Genomic DNA, 21,039 nt, shown 5'->3' on the forward strand with positions numbered 1-21,039 from the left:
TCTGGGCGATCACGTCCGAGCGGTGCGGATGAGCTTCTTGTTGGCGAACTCGTCGATTCCCGCCCGGCCCAGCTCGCGACCGAACCCGGACAACTTGACCCCTCCGAAGGGCAGTTCCGCGCTTTCGAGGCCGACGCCGTTGATGAAGACCATGCCTGCGTCGATCCTGTCGGCGACGCGCAGCGCCTGCTCGGCGTCCGTCGTGAACACGTAGGAGCCCAGTCCGTACGGGGTCTCGTTGGCCAGCTGTACGGCCTCGTCCTCGGATCCGACCCGGTAGACGGTCGCGACGGGGCCGAAGAGTTCCTCGGCGGCCGACGGCGACGTCGGCGAGACGCCCGTCAGCACGCCGGGCGGGAAGTACGCCCCTTCGCGCTGTCGTGCGGAGACAAAGGTCGCCCCTTCCTCGACGATTCGCGCTACCTGTTCCTCGACGTACTCGGCGGCGGCTACCGAGGAGAGCGGCGCCAGGTCGTCGGTCATTGCGAGCACCTTCTCGGTGAACCTGTCGAGGAAGGCGTCGTAGACGTCCTCGGCGACGATGAAGCGCTTCCCCGCGTTGCACGCCTGACCGGCGTTCTCGAACCGAGCCTCGACCGCCGCCTGGACCGTGGCGTCGAGGTCGTCGGTGGACAGCACGATGAAGGGGTCCGAACCGCCCAGTTCGAGCACCACCTTCTTGAGGCTGCGCCCGGCTTTCTCGGCGACCTCCGCGCCGGCCCGCTCCGAACCGGTGAAGGAGACGCCCTGCACGCGGGGGTCGGCGATGGCGCGGCCGATCTGCTCCCCGGTGGCGTGGACGTTGACGTAGCAGCCCTGGGGGAAACCCGCGTCCGTGAACAGCTGCTGGAGAGCCGCGGACGACTCCGGACACTGCGATGCGTGCTTGAGCACGATGGTGTTGCCCAGGGCGAGGTTGGGCGCGGCGAACCGGGCCACCTGGTAGTACGGGTAGTTCCAGGGCATGATCCCCAACAGCACGCCGACCGGCTGGCGGCGGACGAAGGCGGTGCCCTCTCCCTCCAGGAGCTCGATCGGTTCGTCGGTGAGGAACTTCTCAGCGTTCTCGGCGTAGTACCGGTAGATCGAGGCGCTGAACTCGACCTCCCCCACGGCCTCGTCCACCGGCTTGCCCATCTCCCGGTGGATGATCTCGGCGAGCTGCCGGCTGCGCTCGTCGTGCAGGGTGGCGACGGCGTGCAACAGCTGGGCGCGCTGTGCCACGGAGGTCTGCCTCGACCAGCGGGCGTAGGCGTCGGCCGCCGCGTCGAGCGCCGCGTCGACGGTCTCGTCCGTCGCGGTGGGGTACTCCTTGACCAGCTTGCCGGTGGCCGGGTCCACCACCGCGTACACGTGCCTCTTCGCCATGTTGACTCCTTGTTGATGTGACGGGTTCATGCGAGGGCCCCGGTCGCGGGGGCCGGGTTCGCGTCCGAGGCCGCGTTGCGGTCGTGCAGTGCGCGGTAGGCGCGGAAGTAGACGAATCCCTGGGTGCCCCAGGTCGCCAGCGCGGCGGTGTAGAAGATCGTGCGGTTCGCGTCGTCGAACGGCAGGGGGAAGAAGTCGTACGTGATCGCGATGGTGGTCCCGGCGGCCGTGACCAGTGCCGTCCAGACCGCCGGCCACCTCGCCCCCGCGTTCCAGAGCCGCTTGGCGAAGTACCCGAGGAAGACCGCCGTGAGGAGGTTGACGACGACGTAGAACGCGGCGACCCAGAACGCGATGCCGCCGGTGTGCAGGTCCGCACCGTGGAACTGACGGAGGAAGAGACCGGTCACGGTCGCGACTCCGAACACGGCGACGTCGACGCCGCGGCTCGGCTCGTAGCGATGGGTGACCTTCATCAGGCCCAGGACCAGGATGAGGGTGATGCCGACCGACCTGGAGAACGCGTCGAGGAAGTACGCCACGTCGTACAGGACGCTGTCGTTCTTGGCTCCGAGCAGGGACCAGAGCAGGAAGTTGGTGCCTGACGTGGCGACGACCATCCACTCCAGGCCCAGGAGGTGGTTGCCGTAACGGCGGATGAACTTCCAGCCGTAGAAGTAACCGGCGAAGATCATCCACAGGTCGGCCAGCAGGAACAGGATCTCCCTCATCGGGACGCCCCCTCTCGGACGGCGCGGGACAGCAGGGTGAGGACGCTCTCCGCGGTGCGCTGGCCCGTCAGAACCGCGCCGTTCATGGTTCCGGCCCATTCGCCGGCGGTTTCGGAGCCCGCCCAGTGGACGTGCCCGTGGGGCTCGGACAGCGCCTTGCCGAAGCTCGTGGTCGCGTAAGGAGCGACGGCGGGATTGGGGCCGCCCGGGGCGAAGGGCTCCGCTCCCCAGCAGTGGTCCACGTAGTCGATCGGGGTGAGCGCCTGCGGACCGTAGAGGTCGGCAAGCTGCCGGACCACCCGGTCGCGCCGGGTCTCGGGGCCGAAGCCGTCGAAGACGCGCGGATCGCAGAAGGCCATCAGGACGCCCGGTCCGCCGGGGGCGGGGGACACGTCGAAGGTGATGAACACGGTTCCGGTGTCGGTCACCGCCTCGCCGGAACAGCCGTCGGCCCGCCAGAACGGCCTCTCGTAGGCCACGAACGCCTTGCTCAGCACGCCCATGCGCCAGGTCCGCGTGAGCCCTTCGCCCTGCTCGGACAGAGCGGGCTCGAACGCGATGGCGGCGCGGTGCGCCGGCGAGGCCGTGACGATCGCGTACCGGGCGCGGATCTCGCCGGAGTCGGTGCGGACGGTGACGCCGTCATCGTCCTGTGCGATGCGGCGCACCGGTGTCTCCAGGCGCACGCGGGCACCGAGCCGCTCCGCCACCCGCTTGGCGATCTCCTGGGTGGTCTCGACGATCCGGTCCTGCTGCTGACCGCCCTCGACGTCCAGCATGTGATCGAGCCCGCCCGCCGAACGGATGTAGCGCATCGCGTGCAGCAGGGAGACGTCGCCCGGGGTACACCCCCACTGCACCTTGCTGATGACGGTCATCAGCGCGCGGGTGCCGGGCAGCGCGTTCTTCCGGTCGAGCCATTCGCCGAACGAGATCGCGTCGAGTCGGCCGGCCCCAGGCGTCTCCCAGGCGGCGTCGGCGTCGATGGTCGCGACCAGCTTGTTCACCGCCACCTGTATACGGGCCATGTCCACCAGAGCCGCTGGGGAGACCTTGGGAATGGTGCCGCTGTAGGTGCGGCGCCGGCCCGCCATCCACAGCACGTTGCGGCCCTGGGCGAACTGGTCGGTGGTGGTACACCCGACCCGGCGCGCGAGGTCCCGGACGGCGGTGTGGCGCCGGGCCACCCACGTCGCTCCGAGGTCGACCTTCACGCCGGCCACCTCGCCGGAGAGCGAGCGGCCTCCGACCCGGTCGCGGCCTTCCACGACCAGGACGGACCGCCCCGTGCTCACCAGCCGTTCGGCGGCGCTCAGGCCGGCGAAGCCGGCGCCGACGATCACGACGTCGACCGTGGTGTCGCTGGAGTCGGACTTACGAGATCCGGGCATGGTTTCCTCCTTCGCCCACGCGGCTCGCATGCTGCGCGATGTAGGTCGTGACGGGGTCGACGAGGGACTCGGGGAGGTGATGGCCCATGCCGGGGATGACCACGTGCTGTGCCGAGCGGATCGCCCTGACGGTCGCGGCGCCGCCGCTCGGGCTCACCAGCGGGTCCCGGTCGCCGTTGATGACCAGAGTCGGAGCGGTGATGCTGCTCAGCTGGGCCGTCCGGTCTCCGGAACGCTGGATGGCCTGGATCTGGCGCGCCGTGCCGGCTGCCGGGTCGCCGGCGCTGCGGTCCCATCCGCGAGCCGCGATGGCCGCCTCTGCCGCGTCGTCGATGGGGTGCCCCGTTCCCGCGACGTGACGGGTGAGCCTCAGGTGGGCACGGACCGCCGCGGTTCTGTTCCTCGCGGGCGGGGCGGCGAGGAGCCGGATCGTCGACAGAGCGGGCTGACCGACCTGGCGTGCCCCGGTCGTGGAGTAGAGGGAGACCAGCGACCGGACCCGCTCGGGTGCTGTGGCCGCGATCGTCTGCGCGATCATCCCTCCCATCGACCGCCCGACCAGGTGCACCCGCGCGATCTCGAGATGGTCGAGCACGCCGACGGCGTCCCGGGCCATGTCGGCCAGCGCGTACGCGTCGCCGCGCGGACGCGCGGCGATCTGGCGCCAGGTTCCGGGAGGGGGCGCGGCGACGAACGTCGACTGGCCCACGTCACGGTTGTCGATCGCGACGACCCGGAAACCGTGGGCGACCAGGGAGCCGACGAACGAGTCGCCCCAGAAGGTGAGGTCTTCACCCAGTCCCGCGATGAGCAGCATCGCGGGGTCGTCCTTGTCGCCGTGGTCCCGGAAGCAGATCGTCACCCCGGACGGCAGGGTCGCGTACTGGTCGGTGCTCTCGGCACCGCTCGTCTCAAGCACGGGTGGCCCGCCTGTCACCGGGCGTCGGCGCGGCCGCCCGGCGGACGCCGAACCGGAGGTTCTCGTCGGCCACCGGGCCGCGCAGCGCCTTGGCGTCCTCGGGGTAGGACATCGCCATCCGCCAGGGCTTCTCGGGGCCCTGCTTGGGCAGAAGCTTCTCGCCGCGCTTGGCGTAACCGGCCTGAAGGTCCATGACGGGCCTGCGCTTCGTTCCCGACGGTGCGACCGGAACCACCGTGTCGTATCCGCGGGCGTCCATGTGCCTGACCAGGTCGACGAAGTAGCGGCACATCAGGCTCACCTTGAGCGTCCAGGACGAGGTGGTGTAGCCGATTGCCATCGCCCAGTTCGGGATACCGCTCAGCAGCATGCCGCGGTAACAGAGCGCGTCCGCGAGGTCGACCTGGCGTCCGTCGACCACGAGGGGCATGCCGCCGAAGAGCTGCAGGTTCAGTCCCGTCGCGGTGACGACGACATCGGCTTCCAGCTCCTCTCCCGATGCCAGAACGATGCCGCGCTTGCTGAACCGGGCCACGGCGTCGGTGACGACGGACGCCCTTCCTTCCTTGATCGCGTCGAAGAAGTCCCCGTCCGGCGCCACGCACAACCGCTGGTCCCACGGGTCGTACGGCGGGTTGAAGTGCTTGTCGACATCGAATCCCTCGGGAAGGCGCTTGACGTTCTCGCGCCGGATGAAGGCCCGCCCTGCCTTGGGGAACCTCCGCAAACCCTTCACGACGGCGTGTTCGGTCCAGATGTTCTTGAACCGCGTCACGGCGTACCCACGCTTCTCTCCGAGCAGTTTCGTGAGCGCAAGGGCGACCCTGTCGACACGGGGGAGCGCCATGACGTAGGTGGGGGTGCGCTGCAGCATCGTCACGTGCCGGGCGGCGCCCGCCCCGGTGGTCATGGCCGGCACCAGCGTGATCGCGGTCGCGCCGCTGCCGATGACGACGACCTTCTTGTCGCTGTGGTCGAGGTCCTCGGGCCAGTGCTGCGGATGGACGATCTGGCCCTCGAAGTCGTCCCGCCCCGGGAACTCCGGGGAGAACCCCTCGTCGTACCGGTAGTAGCCGGTGGCGGCGAAGACCCATCCCGCGTGGATCGTCCTGGTCCGGGTCGCTCCCGTGGCGGGGTCCGAGGTCTGAACCGTGAGAGTCCACCGCGAGTCCGCCGTGGACCACTCCGAGTGGACGACCCGGTGGCCGAGCCTGAGGACGCGCTCCAGGCCGTTCTCCTCGACGGTCTCGTGGAGGTACCCCTTGATGAGGGGAGCGTCGGCTATCGCGGCCTCGTGGCGCCAGGGCTTGAACGCGTATCCGAACGTGTGGAGGTCGGAGTCCGAGCGGATGCCGGGATAGCGGAACAGGTCCCACGTGCCTCCGATGTCGTCGCGCGCCTCCAGCACGGCGAGCGACTTGCCGGGGAGCTCCCGGCTGACATAGGTGGCCGCGCCGATCCCGGAGATCCCGGCTCCGACGATCACCACGTCGAACTCCTCGACGGCGTCCAACACCTCAGCTGTCATGGCGTTTCCTCGCTGTTCCTGTGGCGGTTACCTCACTGTCGCGAGCCACGACCGCCTGCGAGAACGACAGCGGGCACCTCCTTCGCCAGAGCTCGGTGCACGATGCACAGGGGGGCCGGGCTGGTGCGCCCATACGGTGTCCGACGTTCGGGCCCGGGCCCCGGTCGAGCCCGGCGCCTCGGCCCTTCCGGGAGGGCGGTCGGAGACGACCGTCCAGCGACGTCTTGCTGCCGCGGCCATTGCGGCAGCAGGACCGGGGTGGTAGAGATTTGCCCCCGGTGTTTAGTCGTGCTAAACGCCGGGGTCGCGATCGTGCGCCAAGCGCGAACCCGCTGTCGTCACGGCCGTGCCGGGACCCACAGGTGTACCGAGCCGCGGGGGATCGCCGCCGTCGCTCCCACGATCGCGGCCTGGAGGAAGCGGCCGACGACCCGGAACCCGTGCGGGGCCACGCCATCTTGGGCGGGAGGTTCCGCCTCTTCCCGCTCCGCCTCTTCCCGCTCCGGCTCAGCTGCTGCGAGGGAGCCGCACCCGTTCGTTCACGCAGGCGTACCGCTTCACGCACTCCTTCATCCACCCATGACGGGTCGCCACCGGCCCGTGAACCGAAAGGTGGTCGCGATGACCGACCTCTCCGAGACAGGGCACGCCGAAGCACCCGGCGGTGAAGCGGGATCGGCCAATCCGCTCCACCGTGGGCTCGGCGTGTCACAGATCGTTTTCATGGTCGTCGCCGCGGCGGCACCGCTCGGGCTGGTGGCCGGCGGGGTGCCGCTCGCCTTCGCCGTGAGTGGCAGCCCGGGGATGCCGCTGTACTTCGTGCTGTCCACCGTGCTGCTGCTGGTCTTCGCGGTCGGCTTCACGCTGATGGCCGGACGGGTAGGCAACGCGGGGGCCTTCTACGCCTACGTCCAGGCGGGGCTGGGCCGGATCCCCGGTCTCTCGGCCGCGACCCTCGCGCTCTTCTCCTACACGCTGCTTCTTGTCGGGGTGAACGCCTATGTCGGGGTCGCGACGAGCAACGTCATCGAGCGGTACGCCGACGTCGGCTCCCCGTGGTGGGCGTGGGCGTTCCTCTCGCTGGGTGTCATCGCCTTCCTCGGCTATCGCGACATCGAGCTGAGCGCCAAAGTGCTCGGTGCCGTGCTGGTGCTGGAATCCCTGCTGCTCCTGGTCATGGACCTCGGCATCGTGGGCCACGGCGGCGCCCACGGCCTGACGGCCGAGCCGGTGTCGCCCTCGATCGTGGGCACCGGTTCCCTGGGCCTCGGCGTCATGTTCGCCCTCTTCGGGTTCATCGGCTTCGAGGCGACGGCGGTGTTCCGCAACGAAGCGAAGGACCCCGACGTCACGGTCCCGCGGGCGACGTACGTCGCGATCCTGGTGATCGGAGCCGCCCGTCTGGGCCGACAGCATGCAACTACTGCTGATTACAAGCCAGTTCGCCTGCGTACTGGCCTTCCATAACGTCGTGACGCGCTACCAGTTCGCCCTGTCCCGGGCCGGTGCGCTTCCGCCGCCGCTGGGCATTGTCCACCCCCAGCACCGCGCGCCGTCGGCGTCCTCGGCAGTCGCCTCGGCGGTCGCGTTCGTCACCACGCTCGTCGTCGCCGTGCTCGACCTTGACCCGATCGGGGACCTCTACGCGTGGTTCTCCGGCGCCGCCACCCTCGGCATCGTCCTGCTGATGGGGGCCACCAGCCTCGCGATCATCGCCTTCTTCCGGCACGCCGATGGGCGGCCGTTGGTGTGGCGCACGGTCGTGGCCCCGGCCGTCGCCTTCCTCGGCCTGACCTGTGTGGTCTGCCTGATGGTCGCCAACTTCCCGCTCCTCGTCGGTACCACCACGGGCGCCTGGGTGATCGGCGCCCTCGTCGCCCTCTCAGCCGTGGCCGGCGCGGTGCAGGCCCTCGTCCTGCGAGCGCGCCGACCGGCTGTCTACGAGCGACTCTGAGCGACTTGCTGGTCAGCTCATGAGCGCAGGGACGCGGCTGCTCTGTGCACCGTGCACCGTCCCTGGGGGAGGCCGGTGCACGGTGTCGTTCTCACCGCGGCAGTGGCCTGTGACTGTGGAGGTACGAGGCAACCGCCACCGGCGAAGTTCGGTTTCGCCGAGCACCGTGTCGTGGGCGGGCCGACCGGGGCGCCCAGAGGAGTGACGTTGAAGAACCGAACTGTCGTGGTGGGGCTCGGCGCCACCGGCCGGGCCATCGCTTCTTCCTTGCTACGGCGCGCGGACGTGGAGATCGTGGGAGCGGCGGACCGGGACCCCCGCGTGGCTGGTCAAGACCTCGGAGTGCTCCTCGGTGGCGTCGCGAACGGTGTCGTCGTCGTGAGCGACCCGGCCGAGCTGCCCGCCGCCGACCTCGCGATCGTGGCGACCGTCTCGGATCTGGACAGGGCGGCCGACGTCCTGCTGCCGCTGCTGGAGGGTTCGTACAACGTTCTGAGCATTTGCGAAGAGCTGGCCTATCCATGGCGGAGCCACCCCGATCTGGCCCGACGGCTCGACGACACGGCGAAGGCGCACGGCGTGACCGTTCTGGGCAGTGGGGCGAACCCGGGCATCCTGATGGACACCCTTCCCCTCCTCCTGACCGCACTGACCCAGCGTGTGCAGAGTGTGAGGATCCGCCGGCGGACGAACATGTCGCGCTACGGAGCGATCCTGTCGAAGTTCGGCCTCGGTCTGACCACGCGCGAGTTCGCGACGGCTCGCAGCCGGGGCGAGGTCGTCGGGCACCACGGCTTCGAGCAGGCCGTCGGGGCGCTCGCGGCAGGGCTCGGATGGGATCTCGACTCGGTGGACGTGGGAGAGGTCGAACCCGCCGTCGTGACGACTTCGCCGCGCGTCGGGGACCACATGCGTATCGAACCAGGGCAGATCGCGGCGGTCACTCACGCCGCCCGGGGCATGCTCAAGGGCGACGTGGTGATCGATCTGGAGATCACGTTCGGGTTCTTCGAGCCGGCCGACGAGGTGGTCGCGGGCGATGACTACCGGATCGCCGGAGAGGAGCAGGTAGTCGACCTCCGCTCCTCCGTGGGCTTTGATTCCTTCCTCAGCACCATCGCGGCGGCGGTCAACGCCTCCACCGCGATCGTCGAGGCGCGTCCTGGTCTCCTGTCTATGGGGGACCTGCCCGCCCGTTCGGTCGCGGCCAAGGGAGAGCGGCGAGCGGGCCGGGCCTCGCTCGGGGCCACGGCTTCTCAGGACTGAGACGAAGACGCGTGAAGACGGAGAACCTCCTGTTCGCCGTCTTCACGCGCCTCGCCGAAGAGCGCCCGTCACGGCCGATCCGCCGGACGGGAACGGGGGCTCGGGCGTGCTGCCGAGCACGCCTCGACGCGGAGCACGAAGTGGGGCGGACGCCTCACCTGGAAGGAGATCGGGACAGCATGAGGACCGACAGCACGAAGTACACCAGCTTCACCGGCTGGATCGACCGGCCGGACGATGTGCAGCCCGCGCTGGACGGTGATCTCACCTGTGACATCGCCGTCATCGGCGGCGGCATGGGTGGCATGGCGGCTGCGCTGCGCCTCGCGGAGCGCGACCAGGACGTCGTCCTGCTGGAGGCCGAGTTCTGCGGCTACGGCTCGGCCTCGCGCAACGGCGGTCAGATCGCCGGGGCGCCGGGTGGCGACCTGCGGATGCTCAGCCTCCAGTCCCCGAAGAAGATGCCGGTCATGGCCAAACTGGCGGAGCACGCGGGCCACTACGTGGAAGACCTCATCAAGACGCACGACATCGATTGCGACTACGTGGCGAACGGCCTGGTGTGGGGTGCGGTCTCACCCCTCATGATGCTCAGGGTGCGTACCCAGGCGGCGATCCTGCGCGCCTTCGGTGGGGGCGGGACCGTCGGCAGCAGGGAGGAACTCGGCCTCCCCGCCGGCTTCGTGGGCGGGATGCGGGAATCCATCGGCGGGATGCTGAACCCGGGCAAGCTCGCCCGTGGTGTGCGTCGCGCACTGCTCGCCTCCTCGGCCAAGGTCTTCGAGCAGTCGCGGGTGAGCGATGTCCGGCGGACCGGCAGCACCGTCGAGATCACGACACCGCACGGCACCGTGCGGGCCGCCAAGGTGCTGCTCGCCACCAGCGTCTACGGCGGCGAGTGGGACATCACGCCCAAGAACCTCGCGACGCCGCTGTACGTCATCGAGGTCGAGTCGGAACCCATCGCGCCGGAACGACTCGCCGCGCTGGACTGGACCAGTCGGTCCGGCATCATCACCCAGCACCAGTTGATGACCCACTACCGGCTCACCGAGCGCAACACCATTGTCTGCGGGGTCCGCAAAGCGCAGCGAGGCCAGACGTACCCGCTCCCGGACCGGGTCCCGGACCCCAGTGTCGTGCGGGACATGGGGAAGGATCTGGCCAACCGGTTCCCGACGCTGTCCGACGTGGCCATCGAGCGGGCCTGGGGCGGTTGGATCGGCATCAGCCCGGACTGGCTGTCGGTCGCCGGCCAGGTGGGCGACAACGTCTTCTACGCGATGGCCTGCAACGGCCACGGCCTCTGCCAGGTGCCGTACGTGACCCACCAGCTCGCCGACTACATCGTCGACGGCGAGATGTCCGAGGACCTCGCCGGCATCTGGTCGGACGCCCCGAAGTACCCGGCGTCGATGTCGCTGCTGATGCAGCCGTTCGTCCTCCGAGCGGTCTGGGGGCTGGACCGGTTCAACGACTTCTTCAACGGCAGCAGGACGCTGGCCCGGCGGGCACTCCGTCGTGCCAGGCGCGGGGACTCCTGAAGGTCCGGGCGGCGCCTGCTCCGTGACGGCGCGGTGTGAGATTGCCGCCTGCTACGACAACGCCGCCGGGTCCTGCGAAACAGCCGCCGCCCACGCATCGCTCCTGATGCGGGCCCGGCGTTCGACGCCAGGATCTAGGGTCTTTCGTTTGGATCAGGCCGGATCAGGGAGCGGGGTCTGGTGCGTGCAGCTGCAAGGCGGAGGAGGGAGTCAACGCGGAGCGTTGCCGACTGACGACAACGCCGCAGATGTGCGTGCCAGACCCCGCGAGCCCGGCCTGATCCAAACGAGAGGCCCTAGGCGGGCCCTCGCGCGGCGCGCAGCAGGGGAGGCGACAGGACCCAGAGGACCTCGCTCACCGCCGTACCCGGATTGTCGAACTGGTGAAGCGTCTGCCCGGAGAACGAAGTGGACGCCCCTGCCGACAGCATCCGGGTCTCGCCTCCGACGATCAGACGGGTCGATCCGCTCAGCCCCATCGCGAAGATCGTGGCGGTGTCGAGCCGATAGGGGCCTCCGGTGCCTCCGCCTGGCTCGATCACGGAACGGAAGACCTGGAACGCCGTGGTGCCGGCGGGCGTGAGCAGGTGTTCGGCCACGCCCTCACCGCCCATGCCGATCCGGCTTCCACCGTCCACGACCTTCTCCTGGGGGTACGCGAAGAGTTCCCCGACCCCGATCCGCAGCACCTCGCAGACGCGCACCAACGTCGGGACGGACACGTTGGTGAGCCCGCGCTCCAACTGGCTCAGGAAGCCCTTGGTGACCTCCGCCCTGTGCGCGACCTCCGTCAACGACAACCCGCGGTCGAGCCTGATCTTACGCAGCTGTGCGCCTGTGGAAGTTTCGAGGGCGGCGGCGCCCCTTTCCGCTCCATCTGCTGTCCCACCGTCACCGATGGACATGGTGTGCTCACCGCCCGTCCCGAGGCCGAGGTCGTGTGCCTGTCATGTGACGGGCCGACCCGGACGAGTTCTCTCCGTGGCACGAGGCTAAGGCATGCATGCCAGGGGGGATCGGTGCGCCCTCGCAGAGGGGGGGGTGAGGCGATGGCGTCGAGTCCCTTGTGGCGCCGTCGAGGGCGTGGTAAACCTGCCGCCGTTTAGTAGTACTAAACAGCGGTCGAGGGGTGGTGACGCCCTCGCCGTCGGCCAGGCCGCCGATGGACCCTTCGCCTGTCCGGACACGGCATGTCGGGAGCTTCGACTCCCCGAGAGCAGAGGGACACTGAGATTATGGAAGAGCTGTGGCCCCCGCCCTCGCGTGAGGTCGCCGATGCGATCAGGTCACTGTGTCAGCGCCTCCTGACGGAGACGGACGCCTTGATCGACGCCTTCGCAAGGCCGTCCCTCGTCGCCCAGAACGATCCCGCGCTCCTCGCGGACGCATCGCTGGTCGAGGAGGATCGCGCGCTCAACCGCTCCGAGCTGGTCCAATGGCTGACCGCAAACGTTCAGCAACCGGGGCGGAGGGTAGAGCCCTACGTCAGTCCGAGGACCACGGCGTACATCAACGATCTCGTCTCGCGGGGCATCGCGCCCGATTTCGCCGTTGCCTGGCGTGTGGCCCTGGGGATCGGCTGGCGGCGATGGCTGGAAGAATGCGTGGCGGACTGCGCGGACCCCGATCTTCTCGTGGGGATCCTGGACGTGACGGCGCAGTCGCTGGTGCAGTACGCCCTCGACTCCGTCGCATCCCTGCGGCAGGCCGGCCTCGCCGCGGCGATGGGGAACACGGATGCCGAGGGGATCGCACTGATCCAGCTGATCGCCAGTGGGGCACCGATGGCGGAGGACCTCGCCGAAGGACGCCTGCGTTACCGGATGGCACGGTGGCATGTGGGCCTCGTCCTCTGGGTCGACGATCCCCAGGAGGCCGATGCCCTGGACGAGGCGATCGCCGCCGTGCGCTCGTCCACCGGAGGCCGAAGCGCCCTGGTGGCGCGCGCCAGCGCCACGTCGCGGTGGATCTGGCTCTCGGGGGAAGTCGTCCCGGACCTTCATCACGTGGAGAAGGACCTCGCGGCGACCGACGAGGTCCGCGCGGCGGTGGGAAGGCCGGGACGTGGACTCGAAGGATTCCGCTCCAGCCATCAGGACGCCCTCGCGGCCCAGGCGCTGGTCATCCGGCTGAGTTCCGACCGGCGGTTCACCGCCTACCTCGACGTCGAGTTGATCGACGCGCTCACGAAGGACCGGCCCGGCGCACGTCGGTTCGTCATCAACACCCTCGGGCCATTGGCCGAAGCCGACACGGCCCTGCGGCAGGCACTGCTCACCTACGTGCAGTGCGGCTTCAGCACCACCCGGGCGGCCGCCGACCTCTACGCGCACCGCAACACCGTCGAACGGCGCGTCTCACGCGCCAACGAGCTCTCGACCGTCAAGGTGGAGAACAACCCGACCCACGTGGCGGCGGCGCTCCTGGTGCTGGACATCGCGCCTGACATCGTGACGATTGCCCCGAGCTGAGCTCACGCCACGCAGCCGCGGTGCTCGAGCTTCCTTGCCGAGGGAAGAGCCCGGAAGGGGGAGACGGGTAAAGGCGGGCAGAACCGCGCGGGCGCCCGGATGGTGCCTAGGCAGCCAGCCTTCGCCAGTGGCGTCCCTCCCGGAACCGCCGACGCCACGCGCAGCTGCACCTCCGGGCCCGGCCACCAGCCCTGCGCCAGCAGCACCGAACCACTGCGCCACATGAGTGCACGCAGGCGCCGTACCGCCCGGTCCGGGATACGTACGCCGAGCCGAGCAGCACGACCGGCACCGACCCCAACAGGGCGCCGAGAACCTGGGCCGAGACGACTGCGGCGTACCGATGCGCGACTCAACCGGGAACGTCTCATCGCCACAGCGCAGGAAGTATTTGCCGAAGCCGGACCCGAGGCGTCTTCCAACGAGGTCGCCCGCCGAGCGGGCGTCGGCCCGGGCACCTTGTACCGTCACTTCCCGAACCGCTCCGCCCTGCTGACCGCGGTCCTCGAAGGCCGGATCGAGACGCTGTGCGAGCTCGCCGCGACGCTGTCCTCGTCGGAACCCGCCGACGACGCGCTGGCGCAATGGCTGCGCGCGTTTCTCGTTCATGCCAGGCTCAACCAAGGCCTGGGGGGCGCGTTGATGGTGGAGGAGCCGGTCGCGCTGGGGATCGACTGTCACCGGCTGATCCTGGACGCCGCAGCCGGTCTTCTTGCCCAGGCCCAGCGGCGGGGCACGGCACGCGCCGGCCTGACCGCCGACGACCTGATCCAACTTGTCGTCGGGATCGCGCTGTCCACAGCTCGCAGCCACGACGCGGAACAGCCCGACCGGCTGCTCGCTCTGGTGCTTGATGCCACGTACGGGACACCGCTTCAGAACGAGTGATTGCAGCCATGCCTCACCCGGAGCCGACGCGCGAGCTCGTGCATGGTTGGCGGTAGCGCGTCGATACCTTGATTGTTGATCATGGTCCGTGTGGTGGGGAACCGGACGCGTGGCGGCAAGCATCCGAAGCCGGCGGATCACCGGGCTTACGCCCGACGTGATCGCGGAACTCGGCGCTGAACTCGGCCTGTTGTGGCACGAGTGGCACCAGGCTGTGCTGACGTCTCGACCTCGCCGCCGGGCCGTTGGCGCCGGGGCCAAGCGCAATCTGGTCGTCATGACCGCCTGTTGGCCACGCTCGTGCACCTTCGCGCCCGCCCGTCCGGCCGAGCCGGCCAGCTGTGCGGACATCACGCACGCCCGAAATGCGGGGTGCCCGCAGGATGCTCGCGTGCTGTCTTCGGGTTTCGCGGCCATCTGAGCGGCGGCCGGTTTGGTGATCGTGTGCGGCGCTGTCCTACTCGTCCTTCGACAGTTTGCGCGCGATGTGGCCGAGGGTGGTGAGCTCGTCGGGTGTGAGGCGGTCGACGAAGTGCCGGCGCACGGACGCGACGTGGTGGGGGGCGGCGTCCCGGAGTGTTTGCCGGCCGGTGGAGGTAAGGGCGAGCAGACAGCCTCGGCCGTCGGCCGGGTCGGGTGCGCGGCGGATGAGGTCGCGGGCTTCCATGCGGGAGGCGTGCCGGGACAGGCGGCTGCGCGACCAGCCCATCTTGGTGGCCTGCTCATGCAGTGTGCTGGTGCCGTTCGTTCGTTCGGACAGGGTGCTGAGTACCTCGTAGTCCGGCTCGGAGAGGCCGAGGGTGGCCAGATCATGCGCGGTGCGGACCTGGACGGTGGCGACCATACGCAGGTACGCCCGCCAGTCGCGCTCCTCGTCGGGCGCGAGCCAGTCGCTTTCATTTTTCGTTGACATGTAATCAATCTACTGTCTACTTTCGTTTCCATGTCAATGAAAATTTTGCGTGTCCTCGTCCTGGTCTGCAGCACTCGTCCCAACGCGCTCGGTCCCGCAGTCGGGCGCTGGCTGACGGACACGCTCGCGCCGAGCTCCGAGGTGCTCGGGGTGGACCTTGTCCCCGTATCGATCGGTGACCTCGATCTGCCGTTCCTGGATGAGGAGGAGCATCCCTCCAGCGGGATCCATCGCCACGAGCACTCCCGCCGCTGGAGCCGGATGGTCGATGAGGCTGACGGCTTCATAGTCGTGACGCCCGAGTACAACTACGGCATGCCGGCGACCCTGAAGAACGCTCTGGACTACCTGGGGCCCGAATGGGCCTGGAAGCCGGTGGGCTTCGTCAGCTACGGCCATACCTCGGCCGGCACCCGAGCGGTTCAGCATGCCAAGCAGGTGGTGAGTACCTTGAGGCTGGTCCCCCTGGGAGCCACCGTTGCGTTGCGGATCGCGGAGGTGACGGGCGGCAAGGGTCTGGAGCCTGCTCCCCGTCACGCGGAAGCGGCGCAGGGTCTGCTGGCGGAACTCGTCCGGCTCGCTCACGCCCTGAACCCGATGCGTGAGCGCGAGCACCCGGCATCTGTCCAAGGGCCACTCCCCGGCTCGTACGCACGTCGGCTGGGCCCGCGCAACGCCCCCGAAGTGATCGTGCTGCAGCGTTGCTGCTGGATGGAGGAGGCGCTCGCCAACGAGACGCTGGCCATTCCCGCACTCCATGAGTCATTCGCAGATGTCCGCGTGTGGCTGGCCGATTGGCACACGACGGGCCTGTGGCGTGACGGCCGGCTACTGGGCGTGGTGCGCACCCGACGAGCCGGGAGTGACCTGTGCATCGGGCGACTCGCTGTCGCCCCCGACTTGCGTGGACTCGGCATAGGCGGCTGGCTGCTGCGTGAAGCCGAGTCGGTTGGCGAGGGCTGTACCCGGATCGTCCTCTCCACCGGCGCTGCCAGCCACCGCAATCTCTCCTTCTACCGGCGCCATGGCTATGTCCGTGTCGCCGGCCTCGGCGAGGGCGGCGACGTCAACTTGGCGAAGCCCGTTCGTGCCTGAGTGCCCGTCCAGCTGGTGTACTCGCCGAGCTGGGACGGGGACCGAACTGGCGCGCCACCCCGTCCCGTCGCCCGTTGAGCATGATCTCGGCCGAGACGTCAGCCCAAGATCTCATGCTCAGACGACCCGTCAGGCGACCGACGGCCCTCGACCCGGGCGGCGGGCGAACCTCGACGCGTAGGTCGTTGGAGGATCCACCTAAATTTCTGCCGATGCGGACTCAGCCCTTCCCCTGAGTGACCGGGCCGCCGAATAGTAAGCACCCAAGGTCATCGGAATATTCATTCCACAATGCGGAATAGTGAAGGGTGTAGAACATGCCGGCACGCGGCCCGTCCCCGCTCCGTCGTCTCGCCAAAGCGCTCGGAAGTTCCATGTTCGCGCAGGTCCTCGGCGCACTCGTGCTCGGTGTCGTCGTGGGGGCTGCCTGGCCGCACGTCGGCTCCGCCGTACAGCCGCTCGGTGACGGGTTCGTCCGGCTGATCAAGGCGATGATCGCCCCGTTGGTCTTCTGTGTGGTGGTCACCGGCATCGCCAAGGCCGGCGATCTCAAGTCCTTCGGGCGGATCGGCCTCAAGGCGCTGATCTGGTTCGAGGCGGCAACGACCGTAGCCCTGGTGCTCGGGCTCCTGGCAGGCAACCTCGTCCGGCCGGGTGACGGGATGAACGTCGATCCGGCCTCCCTGGACGCCTCGGCCGTCAACGAGAAGACGGGAGACGCCGAACTGCCCTCGACCGGCGAGTTTCTGCTGCACTCACTCCCCGACAGCGCCGTGGGCGCCTTCGCCGAGAACTCCCTGCTGCAGGTACTGGTCCTCGCCTGCCTGGTGGGTGCCGCCCTGCTGCACCTGGGACACACCAAGGTGCCGGCCGTTCTCCCTGCCGTGGACCAGGTTCAGCACGTGATCTTCGCCATCGTCGGCTTCGTCATGCGCCTGGCGCCCCTGGCCGTGTTCGGCGCCACCGCACACCTGGTCGGGGAGTACGGCCTCGGCGCCCTCTCCACCTACGGGAAACTCATCGGGGTGTGTTACGCCGTAGCCCTGCTCTTCCTGCTTCTCCTGGGAATGACCCTGAAACTGTTCACCGGCGTGAACCTGTGGAAGTTCGTGCGCTACACGCGCGAGGAGCTTGTGCTGGCGCTGGGAACCGGCTCCAGCGAGACGGTCATGCCCCGCATGATGCAAAAGCTGCGACAGGCAGGGTGCCGCGACGACTCGGTCGGGCTGGTGCTGCCCACCGGCTACTCCTTCAACCTCGACGGCGCGTCCATCTACCTGTCGATCGCCACCCTGTTCATCGCTCAGGCAGTAGGCGTCGAGCTGACTCTCGGCCAGCAGGTCACCGTCGTACTCGTCCTGATGCTGACCAGCAAGGGCATGGCCGGCGTTCCGGGCTCGGCCTTCCTGGCGCTGTCCGCCACCGCCTCCGCGCTCGGAGTCATCCCGGCCGGTGCCGTTGCACTGCTGCTCGGGGTCGACCGCATCATGGACACCATGCGGGTGGCCACCAACCTCCTGGGCAACTGCGTAGCTGTGTTCGCCGTGTCCACGTGGGAGAAGGCCCTCGACCACGAACGCGCCCGCAAGGTCCTTGACGGTGAGATCGCGTTCGTTCCCGAGCAGGAGCAGGAGCAGGAGCAGGAGCAGGGGCAGGAGCAGGGACCGGCGCGAGAAGAGGGGTTCTCGGCGTCCGCAGACGGCGACATGCAGAAGCTGCCGTCCTGATTCGGCACGACGCCCGGCCAGCCGCGCGTGGGCGGCCCAGGCCGTAGGCGTGGCTTCGGCACGCCAGCCCGATGTGGCGGCCGCCTGAGCTCCTCGTCGGGCGGCCACTCGTGTCCCGTCGCTGGGACCCCCACTTGCACCTCGGCCCGCTCCTGCGCAGCAGCGCACACCTCAGGACCACTCCACGTGGGCCGCGGACGCGGTGGCATCGGTGAGGCGGGGCCCAGGGCCGGGGTCAGGCATGGAGGGCCTTCTTCATGAGCTTGCCCATGTCGTTGCGCGGCAGCTCGGCGAGGTAGTGGACGATGCGTGGGCGCTTGTGCGGGGCGAGCTGAGCCGCCACGTGGTCCGCCAGTTCCTTCTCCGTAGGCGGCTGTTCAGCATTCCCGGGCACGATCCACGCCACGATTCGCTCGCCCAGGTCGGGGTCGGGCTCGCCCGTCACTGCGGCGTCGCGTACGGCCGGGTGCTCCATGAGGACGTTCTCGATCTCTCCCGCGCCGATCTTGTAGCCGCCGCTCTTGATGAGGTCGGTGGCCTTGCGGCCCACGATCCGTACGTAGCCGTCCGGGTCCCGTGCCGCCATGTCGCCCGTACGGAAGAAGCCGTCGTCGGTGAAGGCGGCGGCGGTGGCGTCCGGCCTGTTGAGGTATTGGAGGAAGAGGTTCGGGCCGCGCACCTGGATCTCGCCCACCTGATCCGGCTCGTCCGGGAGTTCGAGGCCGTTCTCGTCGACCAGGCGCAGTTCGACGCCGTGCAGCGGTACGCCAACCGCGGCCGCCCGGGGTTCGCCGTCCGCGCGGACGCTGGTGTTCATCAGCGTCTCCGTCATTCCGTACCGCTCGATCACGGCCCGTCCGGTCGCGGTCCGGATCCGTTCGTGGTCGCGGGCCTGAAGTGCGGCGGACCCCGACACGAGTAGCCGCGCTCCCGCCAGCGCCTCGGCCAGTGCGGGGTCCTCAGGCAGTCGCTCGGCGATCCGGTGATACATCGTCGGTACGCCGAAGAGCATCGTGGCCCCGGCGCTCAGTTCCCTGGTCACCCCGTCCGTGCTGAACCGGCCCAGGTGGCGCACCGATCCGCCGCGCCGCAGCGGGCCGAGGATGCCGAGGATCAATCCGTGGACGTGGAACAGGGGAAGCCCGTGCACGAGAACATCCTGCGAGGTCCACTGCCAGGCGTCCTCCAGGGCGTCCAGGGTGCTGGACAGCGCTCGACGAGGCAGGACGGCGCCCTTGGGCGGTCCGGTGGTGCCGGAGGTGTAGACGATCAAGGCCGGATGGTCGGGAGCGGGTTCGGTCCAGGTGTGCTCATGGTCCGTGGTGGCCGTGGCCTCGATGTCGATGCGGACCAACTCGGACAGCGCGGGCGGCAGCTCGTCGCCGTGCCTGGCCAGGACCAGTGACGGTTCGCTGTCGCTGACGATGTGGGTGAGCTCCCGCTCGCCGACCTTGGGATTGAGCGGGATGGCAGGGATGCCGGCGAGCAGTGCCGCCACCACGCCGACCGCCGTCTCAAGAGTCGGTGTCGCCCAGACGGCGACCCTGGGAGCCTGGCCGAGCAGCGCGGCCAGAGAGCCGGCGGACTCGGCCAGTTCCTCGTACGAGAGCGTGCGCGCGCCGAAGGTCAGGGCCGGCCGGGACGAGCCTTCGGCCAGGGCGGGGAACAGGGGCGTGGTCCGGTGACTCACGTGTCGTACTCCGATTCATGGAATTCAGGCGGCGCGGAGCGCCCGCCGCTCATCGGTCGGCGGGCGGCTCCACGGGCGGGGCAGGGCTTCCTCGGGCGTGTCACCCGAATCCGGGTACCACCAGGACCAGCCAGACGATGGCGGGGACCGCGGCGACGATGACGCCGCCGTAGACCATCAACTGCCGGAAGAACCGTTCACGGTCGACATCCGGCGCGGCCGCCAGCACGAGGGCGCCGTTCGTGGAGAAGGGGCTGACGTCCACGACCGTTGCCGACACGGCAAGCGCGGCGATCATTCCGATCGCGCCGATCTCGCCCTGCGCGAGGAACGGGACGGCCAGCGGGATCAGGGCGCCCATGATGCCGACGGAGGAGGCGAAGGCCGAGACGATGGCGCCGACGTAGCAGAGCAGGAGGGCCGCGAGCAGGGGTATGCCGATGTCGCCGACGCCCTCGCCCGCCCACTTGATGGTGCCCATCTCCTCCATGACGCCTACGTAGGTGATGACACCGCAGATGAGGAGTACGGTCGGCCAGGCGATCTCACTGACGGCCTTGCGGCTGGTGACCGGCCAGATGGCGCTCAGTGCGACGGCGAGCGTCACGGCGGTGAGACCCGCGTCGAGGTCGAAGCCGAGCACGGCGACAACCAGGGCGACAAGGGCGATGAGGGTGGCGATACGGGGCGGAGTGAGGCGGCTCTCCTCGGTGGACTCCGAGGTCGCCCCCTTGTCGCTGTCGCTGTCGCTGTCGGTGCCGGTGCGGCCGGCGTCGGTGCGGTGGCGGGCCAGCTTCAGGCCGCCGAACAGGACGAAGACGACGGCTGCGATGATCAGGTTCGCCACCAAGGAGGCCAGGAACAGGGCGACTTCATTGCCCGGGAGGTTCTCGCGCTCGACGATTCCGTTGACGATCGAGCCGTAGATGCTGATGGGCGAGAACCCGCCGCCCTGCGCGCCGTGAACCACCATCGCGCCCATGAGGAGCGGGCTGATGCCGTAGCGCGCGGCGAAGCTGAGCGCGATCGGAGCGACGATGGCGACCGCGGCCGGGCTGACGGCGCCGATCGCCGTAAGGGCGCCGGTGATCACGAACATGACCCAGGGGATCAGCGCGACTCTCCCGCCGACCAAGCGGATGGAGGCATGCACCAGCCAGTCGGTGGTGCCGTTGGCCCGTGCGATGGCGAAGAGGTAGGTGATGCCGACCAGGACGACGAAGAGGTCGCCCGGGAATCCGGCGAAGATGCCGTCCGCGTCGAGGTCGGCGACGAGTTCACCGACGCCGAACGCCGCGGCGAAGGCGAGCGCCCCCATGTTGATCGAGCGGGTGGTGGCGATCACGAAGACCACTACGAGGACAAGGATCGAGATCAGTTCCGCGGACATCGGGGGCTCCCCGGGTGCAGGATTGGCCAAGTGGCTCAGCCACTCGGCCGATTGGTGATCCACAGAGTCGGGGGCGTGTCCATCCTCGTCAAGAGGGTGCGCGCACATTGGCTCAGCCACTTGTCCAACTCCGCTGCTACGCTGCGGAGATCCACGGGAGGGGG

General features: G+C 69.1%; 17 protein-coding genes. 8 read left to right on the plus strand and 9 right to left on the minus strand.

What is annotated here, in order from left to right:
- Nucleotides 1-9: 9 nt before the first annotated feature.
- From ACZ607_RS19655 to ACZ607_RS19675, 5 genes are read right to left on the minus strand one after another with little or no spacing between them, the layout of a single operon-like run.
- A complete protein-coding gene (locus ACZ607_RS19655; protein WP_469736179.1) occupies nt 10-1,368 on the minus strand; it encodes an NAD-dependent succinate-semialdehyde dehydrogenase in 1,359 nt (452 codons plus the stop codon).
- 26 nt (nt 1,369-1,394) lie between these two features.
- Nucleotides 1,395-2,099, minus strand: a complete 705-nt coding sequence (locus tag ACZ607_RS19660; protein ID WP_469736181.1) for a transporter — start codon at nt 2,097-2,099, stop codon at nt 1,395-1,397.
- A complete protein-coding gene (locus ACZ607_RS19665) occupies nt 2,096-3,490 on the minus strand; it encodes a flavin monoamine oxidase family protein (protein ID WP_469736183.1) in 1,395 nt (464 codons plus the stop codon). The genes ACZ607_RS19660 and ACZ607_RS19665 overlap by 4 nt, the downstream gene beginning before the upstream one ends.
- Nucleotides 3,474-4,409, minus strand: a complete 936-nt coding sequence (locus ACZ607_RS19670) for an alpha/beta fold hydrolase (protein WP_469736185.1) — start codon at nt 4,407-4,409, stop codon at nt 3,474-3,476. The genes ACZ607_RS19665 and ACZ607_RS19670 overlap by 17 nt, the downstream gene beginning before the upstream one ends.
- Nucleotides 4,402-5,937 (minus strand): flavin-containing monooxygenase, encoded by a 1,536-nt coding sequence (locus ACZ607_RS19675; RefSeq protein WP_469736187.1) that lies wholly within the window; start codon nt 5,935-5,937, stop codon nt 4,402-4,404. The genes ACZ607_RS19670 and ACZ607_RS19675 overlap by 8 nt, the downstream gene beginning before the upstream one ends.
- 621 nt (nt 5,938-6,558) lie before the next feature.
- Here ACZ607_RS19675 and ACZ607_RS19680 point away from each other — a divergent pair.
- From ACZ607_RS19680 to ACZ607_RS19695, 4 genes are all read left to right on the plus strand, one after another.
- Nucleotides 6,559-7,404 (plus strand): APC family permease, encoded by an 846-nt coding sequence (locus ACZ607_RS19680; RefSeq protein WP_469736189.1) that lies wholly within the window; start codon nt 6,559-6,561, stop codon nt 7,402-7,404.
- A gap of 4 nt (nt 7,405-7,408) precedes the next feature.
- On the plus strand, nt 7,409-7,891 hold the full coding sequence (locus ACZ607_RS19685; protein ID WP_469736191.1) for a hypothetical protein: 483 nt from the start codon (nt 7,409-7,411) through the stop codon (nt 7,889-7,891).
- Between the two features lie 201 nt (nt 7,892-8,092).
- Entirely contained in the window at nt 8,093-9,157 is a 1,065-nt protein-coding gene (locus ACZ607_RS19690; RefSeq protein ID WP_469736193.1) for a dihydrodipicolinate reductase, read from the plus strand.
- A 179-nt stretch (nt 9,158-9,336) separates the two neighbouring features.
- Complete coding sequence (locus ACZ607_RS19695; RefSeq protein ID WP_469736195.1) at nt 9,337-10,701, plus strand: NAD(P)/FAD-dependent oxidoreductase; 1,365 nt, start codon at nt 9,337-9,339, stop codon at nt 10,699-10,701.
- Nucleotides 10,702-10,997: 296 nt separating this feature from the next.
- Here ACZ607_RS19695 and ACZ607_RS19700 read toward each other — a convergent pair whose 3' ends face one another.
- Nucleotides 10,998-11,606: a helix-turn-helix domain-containing protein gene (locus ACZ607_RS19700; protein WP_469736197.1), complete on the minus strand. Its 609-nt coding sequence runs from the start codon at nt 11,604-11,606 to the stop codon at nt 10,998-11,000.
- A 330-nt stretch (nt 11,607-11,936) separates the two neighbouring features.
- Here ACZ607_RS19700 and ACZ607_RS19705 point away from each other — a divergent pair, with 330 nt between their 5' ends.
- Both ACZ607_RS19705 and ACZ607_RS19710 read left to right on the plus strand, forming a co-directional pair.
- The gene (locus ACZ607_RS19705; protein ID WP_469736199.1) at nt 11,937-13,172 is read left to right on the plus strand and encodes a helix-turn-helix domain-containing protein; all 1,236 of its coding nucleotides are present in this window, start codon (nt 11,937-11,939) and stop codon (nt 13,170-13,172) included.
- A gap of 258 nt (nt 13,173-13,430) precedes the next feature.
- Nucleotides 13,431-14,060 carry a TetR/AcrR family transcriptional regulator gene (locus ACZ607_RS19710; RefSeq protein ID WP_469736625.1) on the plus strand — a complete coding sequence of 210 codons (630 nt, stop codon included), beginning with the start codon at nt 13,431-13,433 and terminating at the stop codon, nt 14,058-14,060.
- Nucleotides 14,061-14,517: 457 nt separating this feature from the next.
- Here the strand turns inward: ACZ607_RS19710 and ACZ607_RS19715 are convergent, their stop codons facing one another.
- Entirely contained in the window at nt 14,518-14,973 is a 456-nt protein-coding gene (locus tag ACZ607_RS19715; protein ID WP_469736201.1) for a MarR family winged helix-turn-helix transcriptional regulator, read from the minus strand.
- Between the two features lie 30 nt (nt 14,974-15,003).
- Here ACZ607_RS19715 and ACZ607_RS19720 point away from each other — a divergent pair, with 30 nt between their 5' ends.
- The gene (locus ACZ607_RS19720) at nt 15,004-16,068 is read left to right on the plus strand and encodes a GNAT family N-acetyltransferase (RefSeq protein ID WP_469736203.1); all 1,065 of its coding nucleotides are present in this window, start codon (nt 15,004-15,006) and stop codon (nt 16,066-16,068) included.
- Nucleotides 16,069-16,385: 317 nt separating this feature from the next.
- The gene (locus ACZ607_RS19725) at nt 16,386-17,795 is read left to right on the plus strand and encodes a cation:dicarboxylate symporter family transporter (protein ID WP_469736205.1); all 1,410 of its coding nucleotides are present in this window, start codon (nt 16,386-16,388) and stop codon (nt 17,793-17,795) included.
- Between the two features lie 235 nt (nt 17,796-18,030).
- On the opposite strand, the gene ACZ607_RS19730 is transcribed toward ACZ607_RS19725, so the two are convergent.
- Entirely contained in the window at nt 18,031-19,485 is a 1,455-nt protein-coding gene (locus ACZ607_RS19730) for an acyl-CoA synthetase (protein ID WP_469736207.1), read from the minus strand.
- A 100-nt stretch (nt 19,486-19,585) separates the two neighbouring features.
- A complete protein-coding gene (locus ACZ607_RS19735) occupies nt 19,586-20,875 on the minus strand; it encodes an SLC13 family permease (protein WP_469736209.1) in 1,290 nt (429 codons plus the stop codon).
- Between the last annotated feature and the right edge of the window lie 164 nt (nt 20,876-21,039).

This window comes from Streptomyces sp. NPDC104381 (genome assembly GCF_055583745.1).